Here is an 18,780-nt window from a genome sequence, read left to right as displayed (position 1 = left end):
GTACGGCGCATCAGCCCCAACCATCGCATCGGACCCTTGTCATCTGTATTTTAACTCATAAAGCATCGGTCATGAAACATGGAACAACAGCTTGTATAAAGGCGGTCCTAAAATAATGACTCCGATAATGACTGAAGCAATCGCCGCAAGCAAAACAGCGCCGGCGGCGGCGTCCTTTGCCGCCTTCGCAAGCGGATGGACAGTCGGCATATGCAGATCGACGGTCTTCTCAATAGCTGTGTTAACGATCTCCAGCACCATTACCAGCACGGAAATGCCTACAATTATCGCCCATTCTACCGCCTGGAGTCCAAGCAAGGCAGCAAGCAGAAATACCACTGCCGCTGCCCCGATGTGAAATCTCATATGGCGCTGCGTCCGGACCGTGAATACAATGCCGCTAACCGCGCAACCGAAACTGCGTAAAAACCGGTTCATGTCCGAACCAGACCCGCTTTCTGCAGCACGGCTTCCTGCTTGGCGGTCATGACAGCTTCGGCTTCCTCATCCTGATGGTCATAGCCGATCAAATGCAGAAACCCGTGTACAAACAGGAATCCCAGCTCCCGCTCGAACGAATGTCCGTAATCCTCGCTCTGCTGTTGCGCCTTCTCAACGGAGATAATAATGTCGCCCAGTATCCCCGAGAATGGGTCAAGCTCTTCTTCGCTTTCCACTTCAAACACAATTTCCAGCTCGTTCTCTCCCTCTTCCAACATAGCAAAGGACAGAACATCGGTCGGTCGGTCAATGCCCCGGTATTCCTTATTAAGCTGGTGAATTTCCGCATCATCGACGAACGTCAGGGCTACTTCCCCCTCCGTAATGCCTTCGGATTCTCCTGCAATCTGCAATATTTGCTCCAGCTTTGCGATAAAGGACTCGGCAATCTCAAGCTTGTCCTGCTCATTATTCCATTCCAACCTCAAACTCATGCCGGACGCTCCTTTGTTTTTACCTCTTCCGGGTATTCAATTCGGGAGTGGAAAATGCCAATCACCGATTCTTTCAGCGACTGGGCAATCTTATCCAACTCCTTCATAGTCAAATCACATTCATTAAATTGATTATCGTCAAGCCGGCCCTTGATAATTTTGTGGATCATGGACTCGACATGCTCCATTGTCGGGTTGCGCAGGCTTCTGACGGCAGCCTCGACACAATCGGCAATTCCGACAATTGCCGCTTCCTTGGATTGAGCCTTCGGCCCCGGATAGCGGAAATCATCCTCCGTGAAGTCCGGCTCGTCTCCGGCCTCCTCCGCCAGCTTCAGCGCCTTGTAATAGAAAAACTTGAGGAAAGTAGTTCCGTGATGCTGCTCGGCGATATCCCGGATCGGCTTAGGAATATTGTATCCCTTCAGCATTTCCACGCCATCTCTGGCATGGGCGATAATAATGGACTTGCTCAGCTTAGGCTCAATCGAATCATGCGGATTCTCAATATTCGACTGGTTCTCAATGAAATAACTTGGGCGTCTCGTCTTCCCGATATCATGATAGAACGAACCCACCCTGCACAGCAAGCCATTGGCTCCAATCGATTCTGCAGCCGCTTCCGAGAGATTGCCAACCATTACGCTATGATGATAGGTTCCTGGCGTCTCCGTAAGAAGCTTCCGCAGCAACGGGTGATTCGGGTTCGACAGCTCTACCAGTTTCAATGCCGACAGAATACCAAACGATACTTCGAAAAAAGGCATCAACCCGACGACTAGCACGGCAGTCAGCAGACCACTTGCAAACGAGAAGCCCACCGTATAGAGCATCTGACTGGAATCGATCGGCTGATTGAACAGCAGCACAGCCAAGGAAGCAATTGATCCAAACAGGCTGACCATAATTCCCGCCTTCAAGATGGTCGAGCGCTGACTCGCTCTGTGAATCGAAAAAACCGCCGCGAACGATACCACGATAAAAACAAAACCAAATTTAAAATCAAAAATCTGACCCTGATGAACATTAAACAAAATACTGCCTAAAGTAGCAAACAGAATCGAACTAATCAGCGCAAGATGAACATCCAGCAGCAATGTAATCAGCATTGCCCCCATGGCGACCGGAGCAAGGAAGCCGACAAAAGTCGTGCTGTTCGTCTGAATCATTGACACAATCAGCATAATAGCAATGTTAAGCAGAAAGATAAGCAGCAGCATAAAAAGTTGGGTATTGCTGTACCGGTGTTTGCCTCCATTCCATATGCCGCTCTCCGAATGGAGCATAAACTGGTGGAGCACAATTGTAAAAAGCGTCGAGAGAATCAGCACACCCAAATGCGGCCAATAGGTCTTTTTGCTTTGCAGCAGTCCAAGTGCCTGAAGGCGGTCATATATTTCCTGGGTAATTTTTTCCCCATCACGGACTACTACATCGCCTTCTTCAATAACAACCTTTGGCGTATTCTCCTGTGCCTGCACCCTGGCCTCATCGGTGGCCTGTTTGTCTGCAAATTTGTTCGGCATAATCGCGTAACGGGCAAGCTCCTGTACAATCTCTCGCTGGGTGCGGTCCGAGAGCAGGCTCGCATTGACCAACTCCGCTACCTTGGTTCGCGCCGTCTCAGCATCCCGCAACTGCTCATTCATCAATTCCTTGACAATGTCGCGGGTAACTTTTTGCATGACGTTCAAATCATCGGCAGACAATTTGGGCAGCTTGTAGTACGTTTCCTCCGGAACATTGTACTGCTGCTCCTTGACTACCTTGGTCATCTCATCCAACAGTGTAGGGTTATAATTATCCGTTGCTCTATTTGTTCTCAAAAATTCATCAATATATTGGCCGTAGCGGCTTGGAATCACCGTACGGTAAATGTCAATCTTATAAGCTTGGCTTACCTGGTCATCCTGATTGATTTGCAAAATGCGCTGGTAGATTTGGTCGACCAGATTCTCATTGCGCAGCGCGACGATGCTGTAAACCGTCTGAACACGGTCAGCAGCTTCCTGCTGCGCCTGCAGTCTGGCCTTCTCATCTTCCCATTGGCGCGGTGCGCGAATGTCCCGGTTGCTAACCTCATTCAACTGAATATTATAGGTTTTGGGCACAAGATGAGAGGAAAGGCTGAAATAGAAAAGCAGCAGAAACAAAAACAGCAGCAGCCAGCGAACACCAGCGCTGTGCTTCCAACCTGATATCCGTGCTGTCTTTGCGTTCGTCCGGTTTGCAACCTGCTTTCGGCTCATACGGCATGCCTTCCTCTCTATTATTAATTTTCCATATCCTTGTTATAAGCCATAATAATTTGCTGAACCAGGGAATGGCGTACCACATCCGAATCGGTAAAGGTAATGAATCCGATTTCCTCAATATTTTTCAAAATGCGGGAAGCCTCAATCAAGCCGGAATTTTTGCCCCGCGGCAAATCAATTTGCGTCACATCGCCTGTAATGACCATCTTGGAGCCAAAGCCCAGACGCGTCAAAAACATTTTCATCTGTTCAGGCGTCGTATTTTGCGCTTCATCAAGAATAATAAAAGAATCATCAAGCGTTCTCCCACGCATGTACGCAAGCGGAGCAACCTCAATCAGCCCTCTCTCGAACGCCTTGGTCGACTGATCCGGCCCCATGACATCATGCAGGGCATCATATAACGGGCGCAAATACGGATCTACCTTCTCCTGCAGATCCCCCGGCAAAAAGCCAAGACTCTCTCCCGCCTCCACAGCAGGCCGGGTCAATATAATACGCTTTACGGAACCCTCTTTAAGAGCTGTTATTGCCAGCACAACCGCCAGATACGTCTTGCCTGTACCCGCCGGCCCGATGCCAAATACAATATCCTTCTTGCGGATTGTCTTGACATAATGGCGCTGGCCGATAGTCTTCACCCTTATAGGTTTGCCCCGGTAGGTCGTCGCAATCTCAGCCTTGAACAGATCAAGCAGTTGATCTGCCTGCAACGTGCGGGCCAGTTCCAGAGCATACATAATATCCCGTTCGGACGGCGAGTAGCCGCCCCGGATCAGCTCCAGCAACACGGTAAAAAGCTGCTCCAGCGATTCAACCTCGGATTCCGGTCCTGTCACTACAATTTCTGCGTCTCTCGACATGATCTGCGACTGTGTCTGCTGTTCGACAAGCTTCAAGTACTTGTCCTGCGGTCCGAATACCGCAAGCCCTTCCGCTGCGCTTAGCAGAGGAATCTTTACAATGTTTGTCTTCTCTGGCAAAAAGCTCATTCTCCTTGCATTTGGACTATGGCTCTTTCTTTGGCTATCGATTGTTCGACTTCAAAAAACACTTTCATATAAACTTTACCATTCTCCGTCTTTTCATGCAAAATATTTTGTTCAACAATCCTCGCATCTTTCCCCGCTTTTTCCAAAACAGCCGCTTTCGCTTCGAGAATTCCTGTCTCCCTAGCTTCTTCTTCCGTCAGCTTGCGAACGTCCTCCCGAACCTCCATCAGCCGCTCCTTGACTCTCCCCAGCGGCAGCGTCCAGTTCCGCCATGCGAGCTGATGCTGCGTCTCCACCGACTCATACCGCTCGAATTCCGGCTTCTCAAAGCCCCATATCTGCAATGTGCGGTTTCCAAGGAGCAGATGCCATTTCGTCTTTGACTCCCCCGTATATACCTTAATCTTCTGACTTAACGGCGACTCGATTTCATAGACATGCCAGACAAGACCGAGTACATCGCCCTTGGCGACAACAGTCTTCGTATTCCCATCATTTCCAATTATCCCGGAAATTAAAATATCCCCTTGTTTTACTTTACGGTTTTTCGCTACTACCGGCTTGCCTTTCTCCGCTTTCACCTCTGTCACCACTGCATCTACGGATGCGACCAGATGACGGGGGCTGTAAAGCGGCAATGGAGGCGGCGTTGTACTTTCCACAACCTCAATTGTCACCTTCGTTCCCTGACGATCAACGCCGATCCAGGATACGCCGGGGAGCTTGGCCACCAGATGTTTGGAGATCGCATCAAGTTCCTTCATGCGGAATGACCATTGAAAGGGATAAACCCCCTCCGCGCGAGCAGCTTGCATAATCTGATCTTTCGTCAGCTTCTCGTTGCCTTTTACCTCAATCGACCATACGAGGGAAGAGAGAATATAAAGACCGGCAAAAAACAAGAAAAGACCGGCCGCAAAAAATTTGCGCCGCTCCAGCTTGCGGAGCCAGAAGGGCAGTCCGCGCCTATGCTTGACATGTATGCGGCAGCCTGTCCGTTTTAAGTGCGGACGAAGACGAAAAAAATCGCCAACCGTCACCTCGCATTCCAATTCCCTGCCCCCTACGCGACGAATCCCCGAAAGTACGATCTTTTGTCTGGTTACTTCATTGACAAGCTCCTCCTGGCGTTCCCCGCGAATGGAGACCGTTACAACACCTTGCAACGCTTGCAGCCATTTCAGATTCATTTGCTTCCCTCCCCTTGTCCATGCAACTGAATGTGGTCAATTTGTCCTTCGATGAATACTTCCTCGGTCCATATCGCTCGAATGACAAGCTCACTGCCGCCAACCTCAAGTTCTCCTTTGCTTAGCGCCAGCCGCAGCCTGTCACTCGTAAAATGGAGCACACCTCTATGATTTTCAATATACAGCTGACGATTCCCGATCATTGTCATGCGAGGCAGGTCAAATACAACGTCCTGGGGCACATCGAGAAGATCGGCTGTTAACTTCCGGATTTTGCGGCTAATGCTGCGCATGGCAGATGAAGTCCCCCCTCCTGTACTTTACAAAATTATGCAAGGAGGAGTAAGAATATGAAGGAAATATTGCCCAAGCGTAAACGGCTTTGCCGTCTTCTGATGGCTACAAGCCTCGTTTCGCGTAGTAATATAAGCCATTTATAAATGTAAAACTTATATATTCTTATATTGGCTCATAACCAAAATTAGTGCTTGACCTCTAGGGGGAAGGAAAGCTGCATGGCAGAGGATTCTTCCGATCGCTGTTAAAGCCCGATTCCTTTATTTCATGGAGATTTGCAGAGGGAATCGGGCTTTAAAGGCGAGTACTACCGTTTCTTCAGAATTCCTCTGCCCCTTCGCTGCTCTCTCCTCTATGTCAAGCACTGGTTTTTAGGTTGAGCCCTTATATTGCAACGAAAAAAAGAAAACGACCCCGTCCGTGGTCAGGACGAAGTCGTTTTCTGTCAAAACATTAAATGATGCGCTATAGTCGTTATGCTTATCTGTGCCGACGTTTCGCTCTTGGTGGACCGAGAATTTCTGCCCAGACAATGGCGCGACGCATCTCTTCCTCCTGGGGCAGGCCTGCCCCAGGTTTAGCCAACTGGTTGGCAGACCGAGTGGATGAAGAGCTTTGCTTATGGAGCGACTCGGCAGCCTTTCTACTGCTTCTAGCCCGCTGCTCCTCACGACGGCTAGCTGCCGTTTGAGCGTGCTGATCCAGCGCGGTTGGCCCAGGTTGGGCCGGAGGATATAGAACAGGCTTCTCCTGAGTCCAATCCCGCTCATCCTGACGATCCCATTGATCGGGATCTGCATGTGTCTCGTGAGTATGCGGCTCGGCCTGGCGACGGGGCTGCTGCCCCTGTCCCCCCCCGCCAAAGGGCGGCATGGCCGCCTTCTTGTTCTTCTTGCCGAAGAAGGAAATCAGAAAGCCAAGCAGAATAATCGCCAGGAACGGATTTTTAATTATAAATTCAAGCAAGGTTTCCATAAAAAATCACCCCGCCATTTATCGAATTTTGTCATCGTCGGAGGAATCACCGGTTTTGCCGATCGTTCCTCTCATCTGTGTGTCAGCCTCGATGTTCTTCATGTTTAGGTAATCCATGACGCCAAGCTTGCCGCTTCTGAGCGCTTCTGCCATAGCCAGCGGCACCTGGGATTCGGACTCTACAACACGCGCTCTCATTTCTACTACGCGCGCCTTCATTTCCTGCTCCTGGGCAACGGCCATTGCGCGACGCTCCTCGGCTTTCGCCTGAGCGATGATTTTATCCGCTTCAGCCTGCTCGGTTTGCAGGTTTGCGCCGATATTTTTACCTACATCGACATCAGCGATATCAATCGATAGAATTTCAAATGCAGTCCCGGCATCCAAACCTTTGTCCAATACTGTGCGGGAAATCAAATCCGGATTTTCCAAAACCTCTTTATGTGACTTGGAAGAACCGTTCGTACTAACGATACCTTCACCGACACGGGCAATGATTGTCTCTTCACCGGCACCACCGACGAGCCGGTCAATGTTAGCGCGGACAGTAACGCGCGCACGAACCTTTACTTCGATACCATCCTTGGCTACGGCCGATACAACCGGTGTTTCGATTACTTTCGGGTTAACACTCATCTGTACCGCTTGCAATACGTCCCGGCCTGCAAGGTCGATAGCAGCAGCGCGTGTAAACTCCAGCTGGATGTTCGCTCTTTGCGCCGCGATCAGCGCATTAACAACACGGTCAACATTACCGCCCGCCAGATAATGGCTCTCCAATTGGTTAATATTAAGACCCAAACCTGCTTTCGTTGCTTTGATCAGCGGGTTGACAATACGTGCCGGCGCAACTCGGCGAAGCCGCATCGCAACCAGTGTAATAATGCCGATGCGGACGCCGGACGCGAGCGCCGAGATCCACAGCATAAGCGGGAAGAAATTCAGGAAAATAACTACTGCAACCAAAATAACAACACCAACTACCAAATACATAATCGTCGGATCTGTCAAGTGTAACCCCTCCTGCTTTATTTTTTGACTTAAACTACTTCACTTACAATCACTCTTGTTCCATCCACCTTAACAACTTTAACTCGCTTGCCGGCGGTGATGAACTCTCCCGAGGTCACAACGTCGACTCTCTCGCCTGCAATGTCAACCGTACCCGAAGGACGGAGCGGTGTCAAGGCGATTCCTTCCAATCCCTGGAGCAAAATCTTGGATTCGGCAGGAATGAAGCCCTCCTCAGAGGTAAGCGACTCCCTCAGAATAAACTTGTTCCAGATGCCGCGCTTCTTGAAAATATAACTGAAGACGGCAACCACTGCTGCTGCTGCGATAACCGCAATGACAAGTGATCCCAGAGTCGCTCCAGTATCATACGAAACCATCACAATACCTCCTACAAGCGATGCAATGCCAAGCATGCCCAGTATGCCGAAGCTTGGGACAAAGAGTTCAACAATGAGCAGCCCAATCCCGACCACAAACAGCAAGGCTGTCTCTAGCCCCGCAAAGCCCGCAATATAATGTCCGAAAAAGTACAAACCGAACGATAGCAGACCAATAAAACCCGGAATACCGAATCCAGGGACGAAAAGCTCAATCGCAATGCCGGCGATGCCCAGTATGAGCAACAAAGTGCTCAGGCCGGGAGCGGTTACAAAGCGGGCTACCTTCTCTGCCAGACTTGGATTGAATTCGATGATGGTGCGTTCATCAAGACCGAGCCACTTCACAGCAGATTCTACAGAATTCGCAATATGCTCGGCATACCCGACTTTAACCGCCTCTTCCGCCGAGAGCGTCACGACTTGTCCCTTGGTGAACGTCTTGTTAAGCCCTTCAATCTTGACTTCGGAGAACGGGTCAGCCATCTTCATGGCTATCTCCGGGTCGCGCCCATTGCTCTCTGCTGCCGAGCGCATTGCGGCGACCCATGCGGACACAATCTTAGGATCGTCAATCAGTGTTCCACTGCCGTCTACAACAGCTGCTGCCCCGATTGTGCTGCCGGGATGCATAATAATTTGCTCAGCATTGAGCGAAATGTATGCGCCGGCTGATATTGCCCGATTTTCCACATAAGCCACTGTAGGGATCTTGCTCGAGCGAATAATACCGCCGATTTCGTCGGCATTGATTATTTTGCCCCCCAGTGTGTCAACAACAAGAATAATCTTCTCTGCCTTCGCCTTCTCTGCCTCTGCATACGCCCGTTCAAGGAACGACTGCAAACCCGATTCAATCGTTTGCTTCACCGGAACGACAAAGACTGCAGTTCCGTGTGATGCCGGAGCGGACGCCTGTTGAGACGTAGAAGCGGCTGCAACCGTAAGCGCAGGAAGTCCAACAATCATCGGCAGTAGCAGCAAAAGCAGCAGCAGACGGAGCAACCAGGGCTTCATATGATGTATTGCCACAGTCTCGTTCCCCCTTTGTTTGCTTGCTAAACAGCTTCATCCCGTTGGTGTCGCAGATGAGCCGCTGCATCATGGCTTATAATTTATAATACGGTATTGATAGGCCGGCGTTTCAGCAAAATCTTTCCTGCTTCATTTTAGTATATCTGCCTTGAAACAATTATAAAGAAAATTTATAAATTTTATATTTTAGAAAAAGCCCGCCACCATTGCGTAGAACGGGTTCTACCCAACAGGGACAGGCTTTTTCAAATCGCATGGAGCTATTGCAGAAATTGCTGTACAAGCTGATTTACTAGTTTACCGTCGGCGCGCCCTTTTACCTGAGGCAATAGAGCGGACATGACTTTTCCCATCTCGGCCTTCGAAGAAGCACCGGTTTCCTGGATGGTCTGCTGTACAATCACTTTGATTTCTTCTTCGGTTAGCTGCTGGGGCAGGTAAACACTAATAATATCTATTTCTGCGGCGAGATTAGTCGCTAAATCATCGCGGCCGGCTTTCTTAAATTCTTGGAGGGAATCTTTACGTTGCTTGATTTCACGACTTAGGATATCAAGCACTTCGCTATCGTCAAGCGGTCTTTTAAAATCAATTTCCTGATTTTTCATAGACGCGCGGACCATCCGAATGGTGGAGAGTTTAAATTTGTCTTGACTCTTCATCGCTTGCTTCATATCATCGTTCAATCGTTCGCTCAGGTTCATTATGGAAGGATCCTCCTAAAACTTTCTCTTGCGCGCAGCCTCGGACTTCTTCTTACGTTTAACGCTCGGCTTCTCGTAGTGCTTGCGCTTTTTGACCTCGGCCAAAACGCCGTCCTTAGCGATGGAGCGCTTGAAGCGACGAAGTGCAGCATCAATTGTTTCATTTTTACGAACTTTAGTTTCAGACACCAGTTTTCCCTCCCTCCAAAACAGACCGTCCAGAACCATTCACGGTTATCAAACTACATTATATGTCAAACTGAAAGCAAGTGTCAACTCACGTTCTCATTTAATAAAGGACCGAGCTTTTTCCCACCCAAAAGATGGAAATGCAAATGAAACACAATCTGACCGCTGTCCTTGTTGCAATTGTTGATCAGACGGTAGCCGGACTCGGCAATGCCCAGCTTGGCCGCAATCTGGCGCGCCGCGGCAAAAATTTCCGCCACGACGGCATCATCCTCATCCGTCACATCATTCATCGTCGGAATATGCTTCTTCGGGATAATCAGCACATGCTCAGGAGCCGCCGGCTGGATATCGTAAAAGGCCAGCACCGTATCGCTTTCAAACACTTTTTTGGAGGGGATTTGGCCCTCGATAATTTTACAGAACAGACAATCCATTATGATACAACTCCTTTACCTTCGGTTATTTTACAGTGAGCTTGTCCGGCTCGTTAATCAGCAGCAAGAGCCCATAGGCCAGATCGACCCAGCCCTCACCGTTCTCCGTTCGCAGCGCGCTCTCCTTGCTGATCTCATCGTAAGGAAATTCCGCCAGCCTGGAGTCGATCTCTGTATACAGTTTCTTCAACTTCGCAACATACGCCGTCTCTTCGGCAGTTAGAGCAGTATCATGGTTCCCGATCAGGCTTAAAGACGCTTCAATCTCTGCAATGAATATCTCGGCTGTACGCTTCTGCCCCTCATGCTCTCCCTCATGCCTTGCCAGCGCTTCCTTGATTAGTTGAGGGAGACCTTGCGCATGCTCAAAGGCAAAACCGATATTCTGCTTGGCTTCGATTCGCTCTGTTGCGCTCGTCCCCTTTTTCAACTGCTCCAGCGATGCAAGCAACGATTGCGCATGCTTCCTGGCATCCCATGCCGCCTTTATGATGCGCTCTCCCGCTTCCATCCGGAACGTTTGGCTGTTCTGGATTTTCGTCGAAAACAACACTACATTCCCCATTATGCTAAAAACAAGCAGCAGCAGCACAATAGGAGCAAACCAGGACCGCTTCGCAGCGGGTTGTTCGTTCATTCTCCAGTCATCCCTTTCCGCCGGCTCATTAGCCGGCTGTTCTGAACCTGTCATCAAAATTGTAATCGAATGCTCCGTGCCCCGTCAAAAAAGAAAATGTAGCATTCGTCAACCTTCCGCCCCAGTATGCTCTCAATTGCCTTCGCATACAACCCAAGCTGGAACCTGTGGCGCTCGGCAGCCTCTTCCCAGCGGTCCTTGAAGATGCGGTCGCTCTTGTAATCCACAAGCACCAGCCCCCGTTCATCCTCGAAGAGACAGTCGATTACGCCCTGTATCAGTATCGGGTCCTCTGCGGCAGCAACATTCAGCTCTCGGGCAGGCTCGCGATAAGTAAAGGGTACCTCGCGCCGCACCCAGCTGGCGCTTCGCATTCGTACTGCAAGATCGCTTCCGAAAAAGTTTAGCAGCGCTGTGCGATCAACCGCCTCCTGCTGCCTTTCAGTCAACAGATCGCGTTTGCGTAATTGTGCAATTTCCGCTTCCAGAGCCGTCTCATCCAACTCCAGATCAAGCGGAAGATGCTGCATAACCAAGTGATTGACTGTACCCCGTTCGGCCCCGCTAATCGTCTGCTGTTCCATAAACCTCGGCCTTCGCAAGCGGAAGCTTGCCGAAGACTGCGCCGCCTCTTCCGACGCGGGAGCGCCTCCGGCGCCAGGGATATTAGTAAAGTTGTAACCGTCCTCCTGCTGCTCCAGCGCACTGTATAGTCGTTTGATCTCGGTAACCGAAGTTTTTGCTGCCAGCGCAGCCGCTTCTTCAAAAGGATACTGCCAGGAGAGGGATGCGAGCGCATCCTCAGCGGCGGACGAAGGCTCCACTTCGCCTACAGGCTGCCCTTGCGATAACGCCTCGCGTTTTGCACGCCGTTCTTCATCAACCCACGGGTCGATGGCCGCAGCGGCCTCCACGGCCAGCAAGGCTGCCGGTGTAATCGAGAAGCGCCAGCCGCTCAGTCCGGGAGCCTCGGCAATGTCTGTCATGAAATGCTGAAGCGCCAGCTCTCCATCCGCTGCTCCCCGCAGGGCGAGCGGCAGCAGCCAGTCCAGATAACGCCTTGCCGCAGCAAGCGAGTAGTCTGGCAGCTGACTTTCTCCAGCAGCCGCCTGGAGACGATCAAGCTGCTTCTGCGCGTCTGCTGCTGTGCCGACCAGATAAAGCTTCTCCTTCGGCCGGGTTAACGCCACGTAAAGCACCCTCAGTTCCTCGGCCAGCATTTCCATCCTCATTTTTTTGCGGATGGCCAGATAGGGCAGACTTGGGTATCCTACCCGTAGCTCCCTGTCCACTACCCGAGGGCCGAAGCCCAGCTCTTTATGCATCAGAAAGGAACCGTTCAGGTCCTGCAAATTAAACATTTTGCCAAGCCCCGCTACGAACACGACAGGAAATTCCAGTCCTTTGCTCTTGTGAATGGACATAATGCGAACAACGTCCTCTTGCTCCCCAAGCGCGCGTGCCGTCCCGAGATCGCCTCCGCTCTCCCGCATGCGGTCGATAAAGCGGAGGAAACGGAACAGTCCCCGGAAGGACGTCTCTTCATACTGCCTGACGCGGTCGTGAAGCGCCCGCAGATTGGCTTGTCGCTGAACGCCCCCGGGCAGGCCGCCCACGAGATCGTAGTAGCCTGTCTCCCGATAAATGTTCCATAGCAAATTCGTTAAGGAGCCTTGTCTGGCATCCTCTCTCCACTTGCCAAGACAAGCTATAAACAAGGACAGCTTCTCCCGGATGGGCTCAGGCAGCAGCAGATTATCGACAGCCTGCAGCACCGCGTCGTAATAGGCTCCCCGCCCTGCCTGGATGCGGATAAGCGCAAGCTCCTCGGCATCCAGACCGAACAGCGGTGACCTAAGCGCGCCTGCGAGCGGGATATCTTGATACGGATTGTCAATAACCCGCAGCAGCGACAGCATCACTTCTATTTCTGTTGCCTCGAAGTACCCGCTGCTCAGCTCCGCATAAGCAGGGATGCCCAAGGCCTGAAGTTCCTCAATCAAAACAGGCGCCCACTGCTGAGTTGCCCGCAGCAATATAACAATGTCCCGCCACTGCATCGGCCGGCTCCGCTTATGTTTGCCGTCATATACGTCAAGTCTGTCCGTCCCCGCCGTTCCATCCATTAGCCCGCGAATTTGCAGAGCGATCCATCTTGCCTCAAGCTGGGCAGTCTGAAGCTCAGCCGCCTCCTCGCGGGCATGGAGTGCACGGGATGCGGTTTCATCCCCATACAATGATTCATCGTCCGTCTCCTCAACTTCCGGGCCAGCTGTCCCTGACCGATCAAGCAGTGTCAGTTCTACTGCGTACGGACTTGCAACACCCGGAGAATCGGATGGCGGATAGGATGCCCCGCAGATCAACTCGGCGCTCCTGTCATAGTCCATCTCCGCCACCTTCTCGCGCATGAGCGCACGGAATACGTCATTGACACCGTCGACGACCTCCTGACGGCTGCGGAAATTGCGTGCCAAATCAATCCGCAAGCCTCCGTCCGCAAGCCCGGTAAATGTCTTGTACTTGTGGAGGAACAGATTTGGTTCAGCCAGACGGAATCGGTAAATGCTCTGCTTCACATCGCCAACCATAAAGCGGTTGCCCGGCGCAGGCTTGGCCAGCAGAGCAACGATCGCTTCCTGAACCATGTTCGTATCCTGGTATTCGTCCAGCAATATTTCGTCGAACTGCTCGCGATACTCCAGGGCTGCCGCGGAAGGAATCGTCAGCTCCGGCGTCGATGCCGTATCGCGCAGAATTCTCAGGCAATAGTGCTCCAGATCGCCAAAGTCCAGCAGGCTCCGCTTGCGTTTGGCTTGCTCATAGGCGCTGCCGAAGTCGCTGACAAGACGCGCCAATTCCTTCATCTGGGGAGCAAGCTGAAGCAGCTCAGCGCTGAATTCCTCCGGCTGTCTGGCGAACAACTCCCCCCTCGTGTCCGAAATAAGCTCTTTGACCTGCTCACGCAGTGCCTTGACCTGCTCTTGCAGCTGCTTGTCATAGCCGTCCCCGCGCAGCGGCTTCAGCTTGCCAAACTGAGCGAGTTGGAAGGAGGCTTGCCAGCTATGCCAGGGCAGCTCATGCACATCGCGCAGCAGCCTCTCGGCCAAAGCCAGATCATCGGCCAGCACGGTCGCATAGGCATCCGGTCCGCCCGGCGCATTCGCCAGCCGGATAGCCTGGCGGATCATGGCGCATGCGCCCTCAAGCTGCAAGCGAATATCTTTGGTCAGGCTGTCCACCCATACGGACTGCGCAAGCTCCCCGGGACCTGCCGAGCGGAACTGCGCGGCGGTCTCTTCCAGCCAGTGATCAGGCCAAGGATGGCTCCGCGAGAAGTCGTACAATTCCAGCACGAGCCGATACAGCGGATCATCGCTGCGCTCCCCGCCGAAGTCATCGGCCAGTCGGATGAAAGGATCATCAGGTTTCGCCTGCTTATACCTTTCCTCGAACAGTTCGTCCAGCACTTCCATCCGCAGCAGCTCCGCCTCGGTCGTATTGGCGATGCGGAAGCCCGGATCAAGTCCGATCAGCGGATAATAGCGACGGATGACGTCCATGCAAAAAGAGTGAACGGTCGTAATTGCAGCCCGGTTAAGCAGTGCCAGCTGCCGCCTCAGATGCTCTGATCCAGGATCGCGATCCAGCGCCTTCTCCAGTGCGAGACGAATGCGCTCCTTCATTTCCGCTGCCGCTGCCTTCGTAAAGGTGGCGACGAGCAGCCGGTCCACATCCGTATCGCTGGAAATCCGGCGGATAATGCGCTCCACCAGCACCGCCGTCTTGCCTGATCCCGCTGCCGCTGCCACCAGAATGTCGCGCCCCTGCGCGACAATCGCATGCCATTGCTCGTCCGTCCATGTGCTGCCTGCCGGTTTTTCAGGTTTAATCACGGGTTCCATACTGCCGTTCTCCTTCCTCTACCGAAAATTCATCCGCCTCCGGGCCGGCCAACGCCTGCCAGACGCTCTCCTTGGAACGCTTGGCTAGCCTGACATAATCATTGCCCTCAAAGAGCGGATCGAATTGGCATACCGGCTTATAGGCGCAATGCGTACACGGTGATTTGCCGCCCATCTTGTAAGGAGCAATCGCCACTTCCCCCTCTGTAATGCGTTTGCCAATTTTGCCGATCGTTCTGCGAACTGATCGTCTCAGCACCTTCCAGTCCTCATCGTTCACGACAGACGAACTGCTGTAGAAGCCGCCTTCTCGCTTCAAGGCAACAGGCAGCAGTTCGGAATATCCGGTGTCCAGTTCCCCGTCCATCAGCTTGACCGCCTCGTCATCAGCAAGCAGCAGTCCCTTGAGCTTGAAGCGCTTGAGCAACTGCTTGCGGGCCTCCTGCGCCTCCAGACGATTAGCCGAACTGAGCAGCGGATTATGCACATGGAAATACAGCACCCCCGCAGGCTTGGCTTCACGACCTAGCCATTGCGGCGAATGCGTAAGCAACACATCCAGATAGGCCAGCATTTGCAGGCTGAGTCCATAAGCAACCTCTTCCAACCGCAGCGCAGTGGAAGAGGACTTGTAATCCAGCACGCGCAGCAACAGCCCCTCCTCTGTCTCGGCAGCATCCACGCGGTCAATTCGCCCGACAAGCTCCAGTTGGCGGTTGCCGTCCAGCGGCAAAACAAGGGCGGGCAACTCCCCCTCACCGCCGAATCCCAGCTCCAGGCCGACAGGCACGAACTGGGCCCTTCGAGCATGCTCGCCGAGGACGATGGCGGCCTGGGCCACAATTTCAGTCAACTTGCGGGAAATATATTCAAATCTGCTGCTGCTCGTCAAAATATTCGATTGCAGCCTTGGCGCAAGCTCTTCGACAACCACCGAGGCTTGCCGGCGGATTTCCCCTTCCGGGGCGCTGCCCCATTGCTCGCCGAGACCGCCCGCAAGCCTGCTGAGGGCAGCATGGAAGAGCTGCCCAATGTCCGGCGCGCCAAGCCTGTGCATTCTCCGCTCGCGCAAACGCAGGCCATGGATCGCAAAATGCTGGAACGGGCAAGATACGAAGCGCTCCAGCCGGGAAACACTGGCCTGCAGTCTTTGCCCGTAAAGCTCCGTTGCCGTTCGCATCGAAAGCGGCGGTTCTTCGTTCGTATATTCAAGCGAAGCCAGCAGGCGTGCGAGGGTTCTGTTCCAATGCGGATGTACGGCAAACCAGTTGTAAATATGCCACCAGCCCTCGTCAATGGCTTGTCCCTGCCGCCATAAACGCAATTGTGCGATCAGATGGGACAAGGCGCGCTGCGGGAGCGCGGCAAATGCAAGCTGTTCCTCCGGCGATTGCCCGGAATGAGGCTCCGCCGCCTCCATCTGGGCCGCAAGACCGGGAAACATCTGAATCAGATCATGGACAATTTCTGAGGGCAGCAGGCTCTTGCCTTCCTCATCCGAGAGTGCATAGCTGACCCATAAATGCCTGCTCGGCCTTGTGAGCGCATGATAGATCAGGAAGCGCTCATCCAGCAGCCGCCGGCGCGCACCGGGGGCCATTCGAATGCCACCCTCTGCCAAACGTTCCCGTTCCTGGTCGGTCAGCAGGCCGTCCTCCTTGATTCGCATCGGCATGATCCCGTCATTTGCGCCCAGCACATAGCAGACCTTAATATTATCCGAATGCGTCCGGTCCAGGCTCCCAACCAGCACTTGATCGAGAGAAGGCGGAATCGAACCGATTCGCAGACTCTCCAACCCGGCCTCAAGCATGCCGCCAAACAGCTCCGCTGTAATTTTTTCCTCTCCTGTCAACTCAACAAGCTGATCCAGCAGATTCATAACGCCATCCCATAGCTGCCGATGCTGTCTGGCGAGCACAAGGTCTCCCCGCAGCGTATCACGATTGCTCCAGCTCTCCAGCCGGTCGGCAGCATCGATGTCCTCCAGCAATTTGAATACGGCTCTGCACATTTCTTGTACATTAACGGCTTTCTTCAACGCTCTGTCGAACTTCCGCAGCGGCTGAACAACTGTCTCCCTGCTCTTCATGATTTCCTGGAATGCTGCCTGTTCCGCTGCCCCCGGCAGTTCCTTCCCTTCCAGGGAATCCTGCACAAGCGGTTTCCACCGCTTGGCATCATTCCATTTGGCGCTGCCGTCAATTCCGGCAGCAAGCGCATAGTTTTCCAATCGATCAAGCGCCTCGCGCGTCAGAGGGCCGTCAATAGGCAGCAGTAATTCGGTCTTGATGCAACGAAATACCGCCTCATATCTCCATCCTTGATTGACCGTTTCGAGCGCAGAACGAATCAGTTCGGTGAGCGGATGCTGCATTGCCTTATCCTTGCGGTCAAGGAAATGAGGAATCCCGCAGTCCTCGAAAACAGACGAAATATAATCGTTGTATACAGTTCCATCCCGTACCATCACGATGCAGTCACGCCAGCGGAGCCCTTCTTTCCTTACGCGCGCCAGCAAGTCTCTTGCAGCCGCCTCTACTTCGGCACGGCGGCTGACCGCGGCATGAAGCGAGATTTCCTCCAGTTCGCCCTGGCGGCTGCCGGCATTGCGGGCGCTGGCGAGCATCGCCGTGCGATGCTGGTAATGACGCTCCAGGTGACTGAGCGCAGGGCGATCATTGAACCGTGCCGGAGGCTTCCCGCCAAGCTGTATCGGCTCTTCCACCTCAGCGGCAAGCTGCTCTGCAAGTCCGATTAATTGCAAACATGTCTGGGCAGAGGAATAGAACATGTCCAGCTCGTGGGGTTTTTGACCCGGAGTGTACAGTCTGTCCAAATTAAGCGTTACGGTCACCCGCGCAGCGTGGAGAACGAGTTGACCGATCACCTCCATCTCCTTGGGGGTAAAGCTTATGTACCCGTCGATCCAAACCTCAGCGCCTTTAAGCAGTTCCGCCTCTTCGCTTCCCTTGCACAGCCAGCTCAAGTAATCTTCGGAATCGATGTATTTGCCCGTCAATTCCGATTCCAGTTCGCTATAAATATGCTGAAGGTCATGGAGCTTACGATCCAGCAAGCTTGCTCCCGCTGCCGTTGCTTCAGCACCAGACTGCCTTATTCCCTGCTGCATCGCCTCTGTTGTAAACCCGTACCGTTTCCACTCACTCATTAGCTCACCGAGCTTCTCTATAAAGCCGCGCTGCCCCGCAGCTCCTTGAAACAACTGCAACCGATCTTCCAAATGATGGACAATTTTATAGAGCAGCATATTTTTCCCGTTCTCGTTAATGGGGGTAAGCGCCGTCCCGCCGATTTCCTGCATGACGCGAAACGCCAGCCTGCGGAAGCTGAGCACCTGTGCGCGAATCGTCCCCTTTACGCCAGCTTTCCCCAACAATGTATATTCCGTCTGGAACGTAGCTTGTTCGGGAACAAGCAAAATTAAAGGCATTCCGTCCGGACTGCCTTCCAGCTTTGCTCTGATCTCGTCCATACAAAAGCTTGTTTTACCTGTACCTGATCGTCCGAGCACAATGCGGAGCGGCATTCGCCATTCCTCCCGTTCCAAATTGATCTGTAAACCAATTTTAACATACTGTTTGCCGATTTTCACGTTCGGTTCAGAACAGACGTTCCGAAAGCATCAAAAAAGAGGAGGCATCTCGCCTCCCCTCATTAGTCCCGAATTCTGTGCTTGCCAAGCGTAAACGGCTTTGCCGTCTTTTGACGGGCATAAACTTCGTTTCGTAATGAAATATAAGCTATTTTATACAGAAAAACTTATAAATTCTTATATTTTGAATCCACCCGGCTGAAACAGCCGGGGTTTGTCCCC

At 52.6% G+C, this 18,780-nt stretch carries 15 protein-coding genes; all 15 read right to left on the bottom strand.

Annotation, left to right across the window (positions count from 1 at the left end; translation table 11 throughout):
- Positions 1-69: 69 nt before the first annotated feature.
- Positions 70-438 (bottom strand): diacylglycerol kinase, encoded by a 369-nt coding sequence (locus JFN88_RS18060; protein WP_199020690.1) that lies wholly within the window; start codon positions 436-438, stop codon positions 70-72.
- On the bottom strand, positions 435-935 hold the full coding sequence (gene ybeY, locus JFN88_RS18055; RefSeq protein ID WP_199020689.1) for an rRNA maturation RNase YbeY: 501 nt from the start codon (positions 933-935) through the stop codon (positions 435-437). Before ybeY ends, JFN88_RS18060 begins: the two co-directional genes overlap by 4 nt.
- On the bottom strand, positions 932-3,184 hold the full coding sequence (locus tag JFN88_RS18050) for an HD family phosphohydrolase (RefSeq protein ID WP_199020688.1): 2,253 nt from the start codon (positions 3,182-3,184) through the stop codon (positions 932-934). The genes ybeY and JFN88_RS18050 overlap by 4 nt, the downstream gene beginning before the upstream one ends.
- A gap of 23 nt (positions 3,185-3,207) precedes the next feature.
- The gene (locus JFN88_RS18045; protein WP_199020687.1) at positions 3,208-4,173 is read right to left on the bottom strand and encodes a PhoH family protein; all 966 of its coding nucleotides are present in this window, start codon (positions 4,171-4,173) and stop codon (positions 3,208-3,210) included.
- Between the two features lie 5 nt (positions 4,174-4,178).
- Positions 4,179-5,372, bottom strand: coding sequence for a sporulation protein YqfD (yqfD, locus tag JFN88_RS18040; protein ID WP_199020686.1), 1,194 nt, complete (start codon positions 5,370-5,372; stop codon positions 4,179-4,181).
- The gene (gene yqfC / locus JFN88_RS18035) at positions 5,369-5,665 is read right to left on the bottom strand and encodes a sporulation protein YqfC (protein ID WP_199020685.1); all 297 of its coding nucleotides are present in this window, start codon (positions 5,663-5,665) and stop codon (positions 5,369-5,371) included. Before yqfC ends, yqfD begins: the two co-directional genes overlap by 4 nt.
- A 484-nt stretch (positions 5,666-6,149) precedes the next feature.
- Entirely contained in the window at positions 6,150-6,644 is a 495-nt protein-coding gene (locus JFN88_RS18030; RefSeq protein ID WP_199020684.1) for a YqfB family membrane protein, read from the bottom strand.
- Positions 6,645-6,662: 18 nt separating this feature from the next.
- Positions 6,663-7,637 (bottom strand): flotillin-like protein FloA, encoded by a 975-nt coding sequence (gene floA, locus JFN88_RS18025; RefSeq protein WP_199021296.1) that lies wholly within the window; start codon positions 7,635-7,637, stop codon positions 6,663-6,665.
- Positions 7,638-7,684: 47 nt separating this feature from the next.
- Positions 7,685-9,067: an NfeD family protein gene (locus JFN88_RS18020; protein WP_332908501.1), complete on the bottom strand. Its 1,383-nt coding sequence runs from the start codon at positions 9,065-9,067 to the stop codon at positions 7,685-7,687.
- A 263-nt stretch (positions 9,068-9,330) separates the two neighbouring features.
- Positions 9,331-9,774 (bottom strand): GatB/YqeY domain-containing protein, encoded by a 444-nt coding sequence (locus JFN88_RS18015; protein ID WP_199020683.1) that lies wholly within the window; start codon positions 9,772-9,774, stop codon positions 9,331-9,333.
- 15 nt (positions 9,775-9,789) lie between these two features.
- A complete protein-coding gene (gene rpsU, locus JFN88_RS18010) occupies positions 9,790-9,963 on the bottom strand; it encodes a 30S ribosomal protein S21 (protein WP_005547957.1) in 174 nt (57 codons plus the stop codon).
- 83 nt (positions 9,964-10,046) lie between these two features.
- Positions 10,047-10,400, bottom strand: a complete 354-nt coding sequence (locus tag JFN88_RS18005) for a histidine triad nucleotide-binding protein (RefSeq protein WP_199020682.1) — start codon at positions 10,398-10,400, stop codon at positions 10,047-10,049.
- 25 nt (positions 10,401-10,425) lie between these two features.
- Complete coding sequence (locus tag JFN88_RS18000) at positions 10,426-11,037, bottom strand: hypothetical protein (RefSeq protein ID WP_199020681.1); 612 nt, start codon at positions 11,035-11,037, stop codon at positions 10,426-10,428.
- A 53-nt stretch (positions 11,038-11,090) separates the two neighbouring features.
- Positions 11,091-14,942, bottom strand: a complete 3,852-nt coding sequence (gene addA / locus JFN88_RS17995) for a helicase-exonuclease AddAB subunit AddA (RefSeq protein ID WP_199020680.1) — start codon at positions 14,940-14,942, stop codon at positions 11,091-11,093.
- Positions 14,926-18,492, bottom strand: coding sequence for a helicase-exonuclease AddAB subunit AddB (gene addB / locus JFN88_RS17990; RefSeq protein WP_199020679.1), 3,567 nt, complete (start codon positions 18,490-18,492; stop codon positions 14,926-14,928). The genes addA and addB overlap by 17 nt, the downstream gene beginning before the upstream one ends.
- Between the last annotated feature and the right edge of the window lie 288 nt (positions 18,493-18,780).

This window comes from Paenibacillus roseus (assembly GCF_016424485.1).
GTDB lineage: Bacteria > Bacillota > Bacilli > Paenibacillales > Paenibacillaceae > Paenibacillus_D > Paenibacillus_D roseus.
This window is presented reverse-complemented; position numbering and strand designations above follow the sequence as displayed.

What these genes read in the sequence shown, in the direction of transcription:
- JFN88_RS18005 (WP_199020682.1), bottom strand. Translation starts at nt 10,400, where the DNA reads ATGGATTGTCTGTTCTGTAAAATTATCGAGGGCCAAATCCCCTCCAAA.
- JFN88_RS18050 (WP_199020688.1), bottom strand. Translation starts at nt 3,184, where the DNA reads ATGAGCCGAAAGCAGGTTGCAAACCGGACGAACGCAAAGACAGCACGG.
- floA (WP_199021296.1), bottom strand. Translation starts at nt 7,637, where the DNA reads ATGTATTTGGTAGTTGGTGTTGTTATTTTGGTTGCAGTAGTTATTTTC.
- addA (WP_199020680.1), bottom strand. Translation starts at nt 14,942, where the DNA reads ATGGAACCCGTGATTAAACCTGAAAAACCGGCAGGCAGCACATGGACG.
- addB (WP_199020679.1), bottom strand. Translation starts at nt 18,492, where the DNA reads ATGCCGCTCCGCATTGTGCTCGGACGATCAGGTACAGGTAAAACAAGC.
- JFN88_RS18060 (WP_199020690.1), bottom strand. Translation starts at nt 438, where the DNA reads ATGAACCGGTTTTTACGCAGTTTCGGTTGCGCGGTTAGCGGCATTGTA.
- JFN88_RS18000 (WP_199020681.1), bottom strand. Translation starts at nt 11,037, where the DNA reads ATGAACGAACAACCCGCTGCGAAGCGGTCCTGGTTTGCTCCTATTGTG.
- ybeY (WP_199020689.1), bottom strand. Translation starts at nt 935, where the DNA reads ATGAGTTTGAGGTTGGAATGGAATAATGAGCAGGACAAGCTTGAGATT.
- yqfD (WP_199020686.1), bottom strand. Translation starts at nt 5,372, where the DNA reads ATGAATCTGAAATGGCTGCAAGCGTTGCAAGGTGTTGTAACGGTCTCC.
- JFN88_RS18030 (WP_199020684.1), bottom strand. Translation starts at nt 6,644, where the DNA reads ATGGAAACCTTGCTTGAATTTATAATTAAAAATCCGTTCCTGGCGATT.
- yqfC (WP_199020685.1), bottom strand. Translation starts at nt 5,665, where the DNA reads ATGCGCAGCATTAGCCGCAAAATCCGGAAGTTAACAGCCGATCTTCTC.
- JFN88_RS18015 (WP_199020683.1), bottom strand. Translation starts at nt 9,774, where the DNA reads ATGAACCTGAGCGAACGATTGAACGATGATATGAAGCAAGCGATGAAG.